12 protein-coding genes are annotated in these 15111 nt (G+C 49.7%); 2 read left to right on the top strand and 10 right to left on the bottom strand.

Annotated elements, in window-relative coordinates:
• Positions 1-1076: 1076 nt before the first annotated feature.
• From EII41_RS08430 to EII41_RS08420, 3 genes are read right to left on the bottom strand one after another with little or no spacing between them, the layout of a single operon-like run.
• On the bottom strand, positions 1077-1832 hold the full coding sequence (locus EII41_RS08430) for a succinate dehydrogenase/fumarate reductase iron-sulfur subunit (RefSeq protein WP_124752163.1): 756 nt from the start codon (positions 1830-1832) through the stop codon (positions 1077-1079).
• A gap of 31 nt (positions 1833-1863) precedes the next feature.
• The gene (locus tag EII41_RS08425) at positions 1864-3804 is read right to left on the bottom strand and encodes a fumarate reductase/succinate dehydrogenase flavoprotein subunit (RefSeq protein ID WP_124752164.1); all 1941 of its coding nucleotides are present in this window, start codon (positions 3802-3804) and stop codon (positions 1864-1866) included.
• 41 nt (positions 3805-3845) lie between these two features.
• Positions 3846-4535 (bottom strand): succinate dehydrogenase cytochrome b subunit, encoded by a 690-nt coding sequence (locus tag EII41_RS08420; protein ID WP_124752165.1) that lies wholly within the window; start codon positions 4533-4535, stop codon positions 3846-3848.
• Between the two features lie 241 nt (positions 4536-4776).
• Here EII41_RS08420 and EII41_RS08415 point away from each other — a divergent pair, with 241 nt between their 5' ends.
• The gene (locus EII41_RS08415; RefSeq protein ID WP_124790226.1) at positions 4777-6012 is read left to right on the top strand and encodes an anaerobic sulfatase-maturation protein; all 1236 of its coding nucleotides are present in this window, start codon (positions 4777-4779) and stop codon (positions 6010-6012) included.
• A gap of 156 nt (positions 6013-6168) precedes the next feature.
• Here EII41_RS08415 and EII41_RS08410 read toward each other — a convergent pair whose 3' ends face one another.
• Positions 6169-7794, bottom strand: a complete 1626-nt coding sequence (locus EII41_RS08410; protein ID WP_124790225.1) for an Ig domain-containing protein — start codon at positions 7792-7794, stop codon at positions 6169-6171.
• A 232-nt stretch (positions 7795-8026) separates the two neighbouring features.
• Between EII41_RS08410 and EII41_RS08405 the strand changes: the two genes are divergently transcribed.
• Positions 8027-8671, top strand: a complete 645-nt coding sequence (locus tag EII41_RS08405) for a thiamine diphosphokinase (RefSeq protein WP_124790224.1) — start codon at positions 8027-8029, stop codon at positions 8669-8671.
• Positions 8672-8735: 64 nt separating this feature from the next.
• Here EII41_RS08405 and EII41_RS08400 read toward each other — a convergent pair whose 3' ends face one another.
• From EII41_RS08400 to EII41_RS08375, 6 genes are all read right to left on the bottom strand, one after another.
• Entirely contained in the window at positions 8736-9986 is a 1251-nt protein-coding gene (locus EII41_RS08400; RefSeq protein WP_124790223.1) for a lipopolysaccharide biosynthesis protein, read from the bottom strand.
• A complete protein-coding gene (locus tag EII41_RS08395; protein WP_124790222.1) occupies positions 9980-11053 on the bottom strand; it encodes a M20 family metallo-hydrolase in 1074 nt (357 codons plus the stop codon). The genes EII41_RS08400 and EII41_RS08395 overlap by 7 nt, the downstream gene beginning before the upstream one ends.
• 21 nt (positions 11054-11074) lie before the next feature.
• Positions 11075-12010, bottom strand: coding sequence for a riboflavin biosynthesis protein RibF (gene ribF / locus EII41_RS08390; protein WP_124790230.1), 936 nt, complete (start codon positions 12008-12010; stop codon positions 11075-11077).
• Between the two features lie 155 nt (positions 12011-12165).
• Positions 12166-13155 carry a cation diffusion facilitator family transporter gene (locus EII41_RS08385; protein WP_221620710.1) on the bottom strand — a complete coding sequence of 330 codons (990 nt, stop codon included), beginning with the start codon at positions 13153-13155 and terminating at the stop codon, positions 12166-12168.
• A 148-nt stretch (positions 13156-13303) separates the two neighbouring features.
• A complete protein-coding gene (locus EII41_RS08380; RefSeq protein WP_124790221.1) occupies positions 13304-14038 on the bottom strand; it encodes a hypothetical protein in 735 nt (244 codons plus the stop codon).
• A gap of 121 nt (positions 14039-14159) precedes the next feature.
• Entirely contained in the window at positions 14160-15074 is a 915-nt protein-coding gene (locus EII41_RS08375) for a glutaminase (protein ID WP_124790220.1), read from the bottom strand.
• Positions 15075-15111 lie beyond the last annotated feature (37 nt).

Below are 15111 nucleotides of genomic sequence, written 5' to 3'. Positions count from 1 at the left end.
TTGTCCATGCTGATATCAAAGTTAGTAATTATTGAATTATTTACAAAAGTACAAATGTACGACCATTGACAATTATTTAACCAAGGGCTGAAAGCCCGAATTATTTCAGCCCCATCCCGTAAGGGTGGGGTATTGATGTCCGCACCCTATTTAGAGGGCTGAAAGCCTGAATGAAATTCATTATGATTTGTCCTATTGCGGAATCCGGGATAAAATTTTGCGTACGGGTTTTAAGGAGAACGTGGCGTTTGACGGTATGCGGAATGTGTCCGGAATTATTTCTGTCCGGAAAAATAAATTGAAAGTTTGAGCTCCTTTTATCCATCGTTATGATCAGCATTTTCTTCTTGCAGGGGAGGGGCAAACAGTAATCACGATAAGAACGCTTGTTTTTATGAGCTGAAAATGACTCATGATTGAATGATTCAAGCAATTATCACAGTAGCCGTTTTTTAAGCATTAGGAGTAATTCCGCCTCCTCTCTGAGGAGAGATTTAAGGGGGAGAGAGACGGGTTTCATCCCTTAATTTAATGCAATAACCCCCTCCGTGTATAGGGTATAACCCCTCCGTGTATAGGGGTAACCCCCCTTTATGTATCGTACATTCGTACGTCCATTATTTAATTGTCAATTGTTAATTGTCATACCGGGTACATGATTCGGCGTGTACCACGCTTTCCCCCTTTGAAGGGATGACATCCTCCTTCGCTTCGCTCTTCCCCCTTTGAAGGGGGGGGGCAGGGGGGGATGTTCACAGGCCAACAACTCAACAAATAAACATTTCAACAACTCAACCCCCGAAGAGCATACAAGGGCTGAAAGCCCGTTTTATTTCAGCCCTATCCCGCCAGGGTGGGGGATCGACATCCGGACCCTGTTCGGAGGGCTGAAGGCCTGAATTAAATTCATTCTTATTTGTTCTATTGCGGAATCTGGGATAAATCAATCATCAAACAAATTCCGTTCGCATGTTAACATTACATTTCCGAACGACCTCGTGTATAAAAGAGAAAGCCATCTCGCTCGAAGCGGGATGGCTTTTTACCATACGGTTTACTCCTTTGGGAGTCTACGATCAATCCTTGAACTTGGCCGAGAGATACTCGCGATTCATGCGGGCGATATTCGTCACCGAAATTTGTTTCGGACATTCCACTTCGCATGCACGGGTGTTCGTACAGTTTCCGAACCCAAGTTCGTCCATCTTGGCTACCATCGCTTTGGCACGGCGGGCCGCTTCTACCTTACCCTGCGGGAGCAAAGCCAGCTGACTGACCTTGGCCGACACGAACAACATGGCCGACCCATTCTTGCAGGCTGCCGCACAAGCGCCGCAACCGATGCAGGCCGCCGCATCCATAGCCAGATCGGCATCTTTCTTCGGAATCGGAATCGCGTTGGCATCGGGTACTCCACCGGTGTTGACGGACACGAACCCTCCGGCCTGCATGATCTTGTCGTATGCCTGACGGTCGACCGTCAAGTCACGGATCACCGGGAAACCGGCCGAACGCCACGGCTCGACGGTAATTGTCTCTCCGTCGTCGAACTTACGCATGTGCAACTGGCACGTGGTAATGGCCGAATCCGGGCCGTGCGGATGGCCGTTGATGTATAATGAGCACATCCCGCAGATACCTTCGCGGCAATCGTGATCGAAGAAGACCGGTTCTTTGCCTTCATTGACCAACTGTTCGTTGAGCACATCCAGCATTTCGAGGAACGAACTGCCCTGAGAAATTCCTTTGAGCGGATATGTTTCAAAAGCGCCTTTTTCTTTCGGACCTCGCTGGCGCCATACTTTTACGGTTATATCGATATTTTTATCCATTGTCTTGTTCTTTTAAGCTGTGTGAAACTCCTTAATTCTTATAGTTCCGCTGCTGACGAACGACAAACTCGTAATCGAGCGGTTCTTTCAGCATCACCGGATCTTTGTCTTCGCCCTGGTATTCCCAGCACGATACATACGAGAATTCTTCGTCGTGGCGCATCGCTTCACCTTCCGACGTCTGGTGCTCTTCGCGGAAATGTCCGCCGCACGATTCGGCACGGTCGTACGAGTCGTGCGCCATCAGTTCACCGATCTCGATAAAGTCGGCCAGACGCAACGCCTTTTCAAGCTCTACGTTCAGGTCGTCGCCCCTGCCGGGAATGCGTACATTGCTCCAGAATTCTTTTTTCAGTTTCTTCAACATCTCGATGGCTTCTTTCAGCCCTTCGGCATTACGCGCCATCCCGACGTGATCCCACATAATGTGTCCCAGCTCTTTATGCAGACTGTCGACCGAACGTTTTCCTTTGATATTCATCAACCGGTTGATCCGATCCTGAATCTGCTTCTCGGCTTCCACAAACTCCGGCGCGTCGGTCTTGAAACGGGGCACCTGAATCTGATCGGCCAGATAGTTCTGAATCGTATACGGCAACACGAAATAACCGTCGGCCAATCCTTGCATCAAGGCCGATGCTCCCAGACGGTTCGCTCCGTGATCGGAGAAGTTGGCTTCGCCGATGGCAAACAGACCGGGGATGTTGGTCATCAGTTCGTAGTCTACCCACAGTCCGCCCATCGAGTAGTGGAGCGCCGGATAAATCATCATCGGAGTTTCGTACGGATTATCGTCCACAATCTTTTCATACATTTGGAAGAGGTTCCCGTAACGCGCTTCTACCACATCGCGCCCCAGACGGTTGATGGCGTCGGCAAAGTCGAGGTAAACGGCCTGACCGGCTCCTACGCCGAATCCGGCGTCGCAACGTTCTTTGGCAGCGCGCGAAGCCACGTCGCGCGGCACGAGGTTACCGAACGCCGGATACCGACGTTCCAGATAATAGTCGCGGTCTTCTTCTTTGATCTGTGTAGGTCTCAGTTTGCCGGCGCGAATCGCTTCGGCATCTTCTTTCTTTTTGGGCACCCAGATACGTCCGTCGTTACGCAACGACTCCGACATCAGCGTCAGCTTCGACTGAAATTCGCCGTGTACCGGAATACACGTCGGGTGAATCTGTACCATACACGGGTTCGCGAAGTACGCTCCCTTCTTGTAGCATTGCCATGCCGCCGATCCGTTCGAGGCCATCGCGTTCGTCGATAGGAAGAACGTGTTCACATATCCGCCTGTGGCTACGACTACGGCGTGAGCCGCAAAGCGTTCGATCTTACCGGTTACTAAATTGCGTGCCAGAATCCCGCGGGCACGTCCGTCGATCTTTACGACATCGAGCATCTCATAACGCGTGTACATCTTTACTTTACCCAGCCCGATCTGACGGCTCAGCGCCGAGTAAGCGCCCAGCAGCAACTGCTGTCCCGTCTGTCCGCGGGCATAGAACGTACGCGATACCTGTGCCCCACCGAACGAACGGTTGTCGAGCAACCCGCCGTATTCGCGGGCAAAAGGTACACCCTGCGCCACACACTGGTCGATAATGGCGTTCGATACTTCGGCCAAACGATACACGTTGGCTTCACGAGCCCGATAGTCACCCCCTTTAATCGTGTCGTAGAACAGACGATACACCGAGTCACCGTCGTTCTGATAGTTCTTGGCCGCATTGATACCTCCCTGCGCAGCAATGGAGTGCGCACGACGCGGCGAATCCTGAATACAGAAATTAAATACGTTAAACCCCATTTCGGCCAGCGAGGCGGCAGCCGAAGCGCCGGCGAGCCCGGTACCTACGACAATAATATCCAAACGGCGTTTGTTGGCCGGGTTTACCAGTTTCTGGTGTGCTTTATAATTGGTCCACTTCTCGGCTAACGGCCCCTGTGGTATTTTTGAATTTATTTGACTCATAACGATTGCTTTTAAAAGAAATTACATCTTGTTTGTTCATATTAGCCGCACAGGCTTTTCACATAGAAGAAGAGCGTAACAAAAGCATATCCCAAAAAGATAAGCGTAGCCACCACATTGCTAATCACTTTCAGACGGTTCATCCACACGTGATTGTTCCAGCCGATGGTGTGAATCGCACTCCACACACCGTGTGTGAGGTGGAACCACAAGGCCACATACCAAATCAAGTAGGCTATCACCACCCATAACTGGCTGAAATAATACTGAATGAACGCGGCCCCGTCCTGCGGAGACACTACACTGCCACCCAGCTCTACTTCGTGATGTCCGAGTAATTCCGCAAACATCATCTTGTACCAAAACTGGCTAAAATGAAGAATCATAAAGCCAATGACCACCACACCGATCACGAACATGTTCTGCGAAGCCCAGCTCACTCCCTGAGGACGCGTATTCACCGCATAACGGTCGTTCCCGCGAGCCTTCCGGTTTTGCAGCGTCAGCATCACCGCATACACAAAGTGAATGGCAATAATCGCTCCCAAACCGATGGTCGCCACTACCGCATACCAGTTCGCACCCAGCAATCCACAAATCATGTTGTAGGCGTCGGTCGAGAAGACCGCCGTCACATTCATCGACAAGTGGAACAGCAAAAACAAAACCAGGAAAATACCGGATATACTCATCACCAGCTTTTTCCCGATAGAAGATTTTAGTAACCACATAAGCAAATTGTTTTAAATGTTTATTTATTCGGTTTAACGTTTCTTTTGATGTCGCAAAAGTACGATATAGAAACCGGATAAACAAATATATTGCGGAAATTTTTCCGTAATTGCGAGACGAGCGCACTAAAGATTAAAAAACAACGACTTAAATCCATGTATCCGCGTTCAAACCTTCTATTCATAAATGTATAAGAAAGACGCTCTTTGCCATCGGCGAAAATTCCGTACTTTTGCCCTTATGAAACCGACACTGTATTTCACTCCGCTCTCGTTTCCGATCTACGTGATGGCGAAGCCGGTAGGCGCGCTCTGTAATATGGACTGCGAGTATTGCTATTATCTCGAAAAAAGCGGACTGTATCAGGAACGCAAGCAGAACAGAATGTCCGATGATACCCTCGAACGATTTACCCAAGCCTATATTGAATGCCAGACAAGCCCGTTCGTACAATTCACATGGCACGGAGGCGAGTCGCTGCTGCGAGGTCTCGACTTCTACCGCAAAGCGCTGAAATTCCAACGACAATACGGACGGGGCCGGGAGATACAGAATTGTATCCAGACGAACGGGCTGTTGCTTAACGACGAATGGTGCCGTTTCTTCAAAGACAACGATTTTCTGGTCGGCATCTCCATTGATGGGCCGGAAACGATGCACGACCGCTATCGTAAGGATTGCGGGGGACGGGGTACATTTGCCCGAGTCATGCGAGGCATCGAGCGGTTGCACCGTCATGGAGTGGAATTCAATACGCTGTCGGTATTGCACGATTACAACGTGCGTTTTCCGCTCGAAATGTATCACTTCTTCAAAGAGATCGGTAGCCGCTACATGCAATTCTCTCCGATTGTCGAACGACTTGGTACCCGTGCGGACGGGCTCGAGCTGCTCACGGCGGCCGACCATCCGGAAGACTGTGAATTGGCACCCTGGTCGGTCGATCCGATCGCTTACGGCGATTTTTATATTGCGGTGTTCGACGAATGGGTACGCCACGATGTGGGACAATATTATATACAGCTTTTCGACGCCACATTGGCAGGTACCCTCGGTGAGCCTCCCGGCGTCTGCATCTATGCGAAAACATGTGGTCATGCGCTGGCCATGGAATATAACGGCGACGTCTATGCCTGCGACCATTTCGTCTATCCCGAATACCGGCGCGGTAACCTGTACGAAAAAACGCTCGTGGAAATGACCCTCTCGGACGAACAACGCCGTTTCGGGAACGATAAACAGGACGGTCTGCCAACACAATGCCGCTCCTGCCGCTTCTTAAAATTGTGCAACGGCGAATGCCCGAAGAACAGAATCGCCGTATCGACCGATGGCGAGTATGGCTTGAACTATCTCTGTGCCGGATTAAAACGTTATTTTGCACACGTCGAGCCGGCCATGATGTTCATGGCCGAAGAACTGCGTAACGGTCGACCACCGGCCAACATCATGCACGAAATAAGAAGACAAAAATGACGTTATTTATTAATAATCAGACTTATATCTTTCTAGATACACCTTGCTGAGCGGGGGGCGAAAATTTAGACATTCAGGCAGCTTTACCCAAAAAGAGAGCCTGCTCGGCTATGGCTTCCGGCAGGCTCTTTCAAAAATAACAACCTATGTACAATCTTACTGCACAAAGATTTTTTTGCGAACATCGCCCAGCACGACAATGTAAACGCCCTTAGGCAGCGTGATAATACGCTCACCGACTACGGCATTCTCTTTGCGGTAGAGCGCGCCCGAAATCGTATAAATAGCCAGCGGCCGCATTTTGTCGGTGCGGATGCGTAAACTGTTATCGAAACTCCAGATATCCACGTTCTCAACAATTTTCTCATTGGCGTTCGAACCGTAAATCGTCACCTTACAAGAGTCCCTGAAGCCTCCGTCAACAGTGCGGACATACACCCAGGTCTCACCCGAAGCTATTCCGGTCAAATAACATGAATCGACCGTTACAACAGCCGTGTTGCCACTTGTCCATACCACCTTCTTATTCGTGGCGTTGGTCGGCTTAATCGTTGCGTTCAGCTTGCCTTTCTTCCCGGCAGCTAACCTGATGGAAGTACTGTCTATATCGATACCCTTGACCGGTATTGTTTCTAGCACACTCACATAACATGTATCTTTAAAGCTTCCGTCTAACGACTCGGCAACGATCAGTGCGATACCGAGCTTCTTAGCCAATACGACAGCCGTGGTATCCGTCTCGGGCGTAACAGCCGCATAAGCCGCATTCGTGGACGACCATTTCACTTTCTTCTTAAAGGCATCGTTCGGGAAGATTTTTGCCGTCAACGTGTCACGCTCTCCGACAGCCATATAAAGCGTGTCCTTATCGAGCGATAAACCTGCTACAGCTGCGGGTGGAAGCACCTTAAAGACACACGTGGCGGACTTTCCGTTCTTCGCCATAGCCGTCACTTTCGATATTCCGGGGGCTACGGATTCGATTCGAGCGACTTTCGTATCATCGGCCATGGGAGTTGCCGTCACCGACCCACCTTCGACCGACCATGCCAAATTCGTATCATCCGCATCGGCCGGTTTGACGACGGCACGCAACAACATTTTATGATGCAGGTGCATTATGACCGTATCTTTGATATCCGGAAAAGAAACTTCCGTCACCGGATTGATAATGTGTACCAGACACGTATCGGTTTTCAAGTTGCCTTCATGTCCGGCCGTAACGACAATCTTTACCGTCCCGGGCCTTGATCGCGCGGTAATCACCCCCAAGGTATCGAATGTGTTGACAGTCGCAAGTCCCGACAGGCTGGAAAATCGTACTTTCTTATTCGCTCCCGACGGATTGACCTTCGCGTAAAGCGTGTCTTTGCTGTCGACAGTCATATAGAGTTCTTTGATATCCATCCCCTTTTTATCCTTCAGCTCTACACTCGTGACCGGCTCATAAACAATGACGACACAAGAGTCTTTGACCTTACTTTGCGATGTCACCACAATTTCCGTTCTGCCCGGATTTATGCCGGTAATCTTACCATAGGTACTGTCGGATACGGCATATTTTACCGTTGCAATCAGCGGGTTTTTCGACTTCCACGCCACCGTGTCTGTTTTCGGTATGACATTCACTTTGACCGAATCGGACTGACCGACATCTATTCGGATCGTGTCTCTGGTCAAGGTACATCCGGGTTTGGGAGACTGCCCCCATGCTGCATTCGGAAGCAAAGCCATCATACAGAGGATTGCTCCAAGATAAAACGTAAATGTAAATTTTTTCATGTCTTTTATTGTTTAATTAATTACTAACAAAGTAACAAATAAGGCGAACAAAATGTTTCGCTCTTTTTCCTCTTTTTCCTCTACCGCACAAATATTTTTTTGCCGGTATGATTCAGAACGACGATGTAGAAACCACGCGGCAGAGGAATGAAACGGTGGTGCAAAAGTCTGAACTTTGCCCTTACTATCCAAATAAAATCTTACATTTGCACCGTTTTTAACACTCATTTTCATGAATTTCACACATAAACATCCTATAGCATCGACTCCCGACACGGTCATTGTGGCAGCCGGAGACTTTCCTTCGCATCCGGCCGCGTATGGGGCGATCGAACAGTTCCATGACCGGATTATCTGTTGTGACGGAGCTGCTGACGCGCTCCTTCGCGCCGGCTTTATGCCGCTGGCCGTGGTAGGCGATGGCGATTCCATCTCCGAAACGGCGCGCGACCAAGTGGCAGACAGACTCTATCTTGAATCGGAGCAGGAGACGAATGACCTGACGAAGGTGGTACGTTATGCCCTCAAACAGGGGCATCACCGACTACTTATCGTCGGTGCCACGGGGAAACGTGAAGATCACACACTCGGTAACATCAGCCTGTTGGCCGATTATATGGACCAGGCAACCGTCGAGATGCGTACGGACTACGGCATCTTCACACCTGCCGCGGCAAAGACCTCTTTTGCGTCGTATGCCGGACAGCAGATTTCCGTTTTTTGTGTAGACAGCGAACCGTTAACTCTCCGCAACGTACGCTGGCCTCTAACCCGAAAACGCATCACCCGTTGGTGGCAAGGCACGTTGAACGAGGCGCTGAGCGATCAATTCGAAGTAGAAACGGAAGGCAAAGTCATTGTGTTCCGTGCCTATTGACTGAGCGTATCAGTTGGAAGCATGCTTCAAGGAGCTGCCCAATCGGGCGTTTCTGCTCAAAGAGCTACTTTTTGATGCGGAACACGCCCGGCAATAATTCAACAGGGCGAGTTGAGGTAAGACGGAGAAACGCGACAATGGAAAAAAGCAGCATGGCCGAAAACGCGATACTCGAAGAAAGTGCCGCTCCGGTCACCCCGTAAGCGGGAATCAGCAATCCTCCTGCTATCAGCAGTACAAGCAATCCGACACAGGAACATACGGCGCTGACGCGCACGCGTCCCGTCCCGATGAAGTAATGGCTCAGGATACGATTACTGCCGAAAGTCACAATCCCGACTGCCAAGGCCTCAATCACCTTCCGAATTCCCGTAAATTCGGGCGTAAACAGATAATCCGTATAGACCCACTCCGGCAAACAGAGGATAAGTGCCATGGCTACGATCAGTGTTGAGTAGGTCAGCTTAAACAGTCGCAGCGTGAGGCTGCGCTGCCGTTCGGTCTCCGATGTCCGGGCTATCTGACTGTAAGCGATAAAGCTCACCCCGTGACTGATATGCCAGATACTTTCGGAAATTTTCGTGCCCGAATCCAACAACCCGACCTGTCCGTATCCGCCAAACCGTTGCAACAGAAAGTAATTCAGACGGGTCGTCAGCCCTTCGGCCAAATTGTCGGCACTGCTCCAAAGACCGTACATAAACATCGCTTTCACGCCTTTGAGCCACGAACCCAATGCCGGATTTTCGTGCTGCACACGAAAGAACGGCTTTACCATCAATCCCAGACTGACCATCCATGCGATGAGATTCGTCAGAAAAAGGCCCCACAGATACCCGGACACATCACGTTGGTTCAGTCCGAAGTAGAGTCCTACGAGGATAAAAAACAACAACCCGCCCTGAATGATAAAAACCGTATTAAACGCCTTGATCAGGTCTTTACCCAGCAGGAAACGAGCATTCGCCGCTACGAGCGAAAGCAGGACAGATAGCCCGTAAACAATAAAGCCATACCCTTCGGGAAGCATCCCCAGCAGCGCCATGCAGATACAAGCAATCGCCGAACCGACGAAAGCCCATACATACGTCGGCCAGAAGACGGTACGGAAAGGCTGCCGATGCATAAAGTAGACGATCGTATTGCCACAGAGGACACTGTTAAAGATAACCGCCAGATTCACCGAAGCATAAATCACTCCGACGACCCCTATCCCATCCTTACCCAGCACCCGGCTGTGAATCAGGATAAGCAGCAGGTTGAGCAAAGCGATCGCATAGCGCGTTCCGACTGTCGCAAGGATTTTTTTCAACATGGAAAAGAGTTGATACTGAGCTGATCCAATAAACGGATATAAAGCGTGATCGCTTCACGTATTTCCGGCAGCTCGATGTATTCGTCGGCGCTGTGAGAACGTGCCGAATCGCCCGGCCCGATCTTCACCGTAGGAAACGGCATCAAAGCCTGATCGCTCATCGTGGGAGAACCGAACGGTTCTTTCCCCAACATCACGGCACGTTGCACAAACGGATGCGCAGTATCAAGACGCGACGAGTTGAGACGCAGGCTGCGGGGCGTCACGTCGCAAGAGACGTGCGCTCGTATTTCGTCCAACGCTTCCCGGTTGGAATAAAGTTCATTGGTGCGTACATCGACGGTAAACCGGCATCGGTCGGGCACTACATTGTGTTGTGTGCCGGCTTCGATCATCGTCACACTCATTTTTACGCCCCCCAACAAGTCGCTGCGACGCGGAAAAGCGTATGAATGAAACCACGCGATATCCTTCATGGCTTCGGAGATCGCGTTGAGACCTTCGTTACGAGCGGCATGACCGGCTCTTCCGTGGCTGACACAATCGAGCACAAGCAGTCCTTTTTCGGCAATCGCCGGATGCATCCCGGTCGGTTCACCCACGACACCGAACGCGACCGGAGGCAACTCGGGCAGAACACTTTCAACTCCTCCCTGTCCGGACACCTCTTCTTCGGCCGAAGCCAGAAAAATCAGATTATAGGGCTGTTCATTGGCCGACAATTGAGTAAATGCGGCATAAAGAGCGACGACACTCGCACCGGCATCGTTGCTGCCCAAACCATAGAGGCGCTCGGTTTCGTCGTCTTCATAGGGAGTGAACGGGTCTTTCGTCCAACCTTGTACGGGCCTGACCGTATCGATGTGCGAATTGAGCAGGATAGTAGGATTGGAGAGATCGATGTTCCGGGAAGTCATCCAGAGGTTATTCCCCTTACGATGTACGACGTGCCCCGCAGCCTTCCATTCGGACTGTAAGAAATCGGCCACCTCCCTTTCTTCACGACTAAACGAAGAACGCTTAATCATCTCTTTGAGCAAATCTATGGCCTGATAATATGTTTCCATTTCGATGTGCAATACGTTACGTCACGGTTGATGATGCAGTAGACGGTCTACTTCTTCCCGGTCCAGCTCAAGCTGTTCTTTCAAGGCTTCCAAGTCTTTGAACTTCCTGTTCTGACGTACGAAACGGATGAACTCGACTTCGATTGCTTCACCATAGACGGTGTCGGAGAAATGCAACAGATGGACTTCGACCGTCAGCGACTGACCATCGACCGTTGGGCGGTTGCCGACGGAGAGCATCCCCTTGTAACGAGTACCGCGCAAGTGTACCCATACGGCATAGACGCCATGGCCCGGCCAGACTTTGAACGGTTCGTCGACTTCGATGTTGGCTGTCGGGAATCCCATCGTACGGCCAATCTGACGCCCACCGACGATATGTCCTTTCAGAAGATACGGGTACGTCAGCATCTGCGCCGCTTCTTCTACGCGGCACTCGGCAAGAAACTGCCTGATCCGCGATGAGCTCACGGCTTCTTCACCTTCCGACGGGAGATAAAGAGTGGCCTTCAGCACTTCCATGCCGCACGCTTTCCCGTAAGCAGCATATTCCTCAAAGCCTTCTTCGCGGTTGCGTCCGAAACGATGGTCGTACCCCACCAACAAGGTGCGGACACCCCATTGTTTCCACAAAACTTGTTCGATAAACTCACGGGCTGAGAGAGCGGCCAATTCGCGTGTGAAGTCAAGCACGGCGCAACAGTCGGCCTCCGTCGTTGCCAGATGTTTCAATTTCTCGTCGAACGAATTCAGCAATTTCGGCTGATAGTCGGCCTGTAGGACGATACGCGGATGTACCGGAAATGTAAAAACGGCGGCAGACTGCCCACGCTCATCGGCCAGACGACGCAGTTCACGGATCAGGAAACGATGTCCTTGATGAACGCCATCGAAAAATCCGACTGTCGCCGCCCAAGCATTTCCTTGCCTTTTTTCTGGATTGCGTATGATGATCATGGCACAAAGATAACGAAAAAATCTTCGCTGAAAGATCATAACTCGCCGTTATCGGCTTTCGTTTCACGGTTCCGTCAAGCATAATGAGGGTGTGTCAAAACGCCATGTTATAACACACCCGCCTATGTTTGCCGGAACGAATCCGGATCATCCGTTCACTTATGCGTAGTATGCACCCGTTCGCTTTGATGAATCAATCCGTCTTCTCCCTGACATCCTTTGTATTCGATCTGAAGAGTTACATGGTTAATACCGAATGATTCGAAAAGCATCCTTTCAATACGTTTCCTGACAGGCTGTACAGCAGATAACACGCAGTCTGTACGGATATTCACATGTGCTTCGAGATGAACATGATCGTCGTCCATCCGCCAGATATGGAGGTGGTGCATGTTTTCTACTTCGGGGAGTTCCTCAACCCTCCGTTTCACGGTATTGACATCTATTCCGTCGGGAGTGGCCTGCATCAGGATATTGACGGTCTGCCGCATAATCGACCATGTATGACGGATGATGTATATGCCTACCAATACGGTGATGAGTGGGTCAAGCCAATACAGCTCCCACATCCAGATGGCAATTCCTCCGGCTATGACAGCCACGGACGACAGCGTATCACCCAGCAGGTGCAAGTACGCGGCACGTACATTCAGATTGTGTGATTTGTCTTTGTGCAGTACAACAACCGATATCAGATTGGCCAACAAACCGAAAACGGCGACAATAAGCATCACCTTCCCTTTAATCGGTTCAGGTGTCATAAACCGTTGATAAGCTTCGAAAAACAGATAGATACAAATGGCAATCAACACGACAGCATTGAAAAGCGCCGCTAGGATTTCGATGCGTTTATAGCCGAACGTCTTGTGTTCGTCGGGCTGTTTTTCAGCATGTCTGCCGGCTAGAAAAGCGATGAAGATAGCCGACGAATCACCCAGATTGTGTATCGCATCCGAGATTAAAGAGAGACTGTTGGAAAGGACTCCTCCAATAATCTGCACAATCGTGATCGAAAAATTCAGCAGCGTTACCCACAACAGTTTCCGTCCTCTTATCCGGTGTGCATGATGGTGATGATCATGCTTGTGATGGCCGTGACCATGATGCCTGCGCATCTCGTTTTTTGTTTCATGATCGTGTTTCATTTCTCTTTAATTTAAAGATTCATTCAAAAGTCGAAACGTATTTTGTAAATGTATTGATCGTATGTACTACTCGTTCGCGACTCCTATTTTCAGGTATTGCGAACAAGCGTAGTATGAGGCAATCCTCACCTGTAGCCCCCCAAAAGGCCTACAAACGGAAGAAGTAGCACGTATTCACGTAATCGGTACGATGTTCAGGTTGTACCTTCTCCGTATCGTTGGTGACGGGGATGCTTTCGCTCCATTCGTATAAATACTTCGCAGAGAAGATCAGCTCCGTGCTTGCCTTACCCGATTCTTTGCCGCTCCGCAGGCTCTTCCGCCATCCGTTATTTGCCGTAAGCGTGAAACGTTGTGAAACGACCGGTACGCTGTTTTTGACGAGTGTCACCTCCGTCGAAGCATTCAGTTCAAAAGGTACCTGTGGAGGAAGGATCAGCTTCCCGTTACTGAAAGGTGACAGTACGGCCGGCAATCCCGTTGGGATACCCACTTTTACCCACGAGAGCGCCTGATACGTAATACGCATTCCTTCATACAAGTCTTTTACGAGATGTTCAAGATAAATCAGATACCAACCTTCGGCCTCAGGCGTAAACGAAGCCGTGTAACAATTCTCTTCCTGAGCCTTCGACAACGCTTTTTTCTCTCCGTTCGGAGAGAGAAGCATCAACTTGCAATCGGCAATATCCGAGAACCATTTTTGCGTAGGCGTAATCATATCGATCGAAAACTCGCCGAAAAAGATTTTGACTTGCTGTTCCTGACCTACATTCCCCTGATAAGACGATTCGATCCACATTGTATGCGCCTTCGACACATGCGGAATGATCAGCAGAAGAAAGCAGAAGCAACATGAGATGATTATTTTCTGTAGATTCATTTTGAATGGAATAAAATAATTTGTTTGTACAAAGGAAGCCTTTTTCCGGCATCCGGGAAATCCCTATTTGTAGGGATTTTTCCAACTCTTCACACTACGCCTCCGGATTTCCAAACGAGAATCAGAAAATCGAAAGCTTGGTTTTAGTCGTAAACTCTTCCAAAAACAAGATCCCCCTCTGTGAATTTCCTTTCTGATTCAACCGTGGACTCCATACGGCGATACTGTATCTTTGCGGATGCACTGCTACGATACCACCGCCCACACCGCTCTTACCGGGAAGTCCGACTTTAAACGCAAACTGTCCGGCCTCATCATAGAATCCGCAAGTCTGCATCAGCGCATTCGTTCGTTTAGTACGGCTCGGAGAAAGGATTGGCTTACCCGAATAAGGGACAATACCGTTATTGGCGAGAAAAAGAAACGACTCGGACAACTCTCTGCATGTCATTTCGATGGAACATATTTTAAAATACAAGTCCATGACCTTCTCAATATCGTTCTTGATATTCCCGAACGACTTCATCAAGTTGACTAGTGCGTAATTACGATAGGCCATCGATCGCTCCGAATGCGCGACCTTGAGATTGAAATCGATCTCGTTATTTCCCGATAAGCTTCGTACAAATTCCAACACCTCGACCGAGGGATTTTCCAGCCGACTCACAAGAATATCACACACGACTATCGCACCGGCATTTACAAACGGATTTCGCGGCTTCCCCTTGTCGTATTCCAATTGTACGAGCGAATTAAAAGGCGTTCCCGCAGGCTCCAGATCCATTCGTTTCCAGATATTGCTTTTCACATGCGAATAAGCAAGTACAAACGACAACACCTTGGCAATACTCTGTACGGAGAAACGGGTTTCGGAGTCACCGAAAGCATGATGCGCACCATCGACTGTCGTCAGATGGACACCGAAAGAATCGGGGTTGACACGCGCCAACTCCGGAATATAATCTGCCACCTTGCCTTCATCAGGGATTTTCTTCAGCTTTTCGAAAATATCTTCGAATATTTTTTTGTAGTTCATTTCGCAAAAACACTTCACTATAATTCGGATACAAAAC

This window comes from Tannerella forsythia, assembly GCF_003860135.1.
GTDB lineage: Bacteria > Bacteroidota > Bacteroidia > Bacteroidales > Tannerellaceae > Tannerella > Tannerella forsythia_A.
The sequence above is the reverse complement of the archived record's forward strand: the minus strand, read 5'-3'. Positions and strand labels throughout refer to the sequence as shown.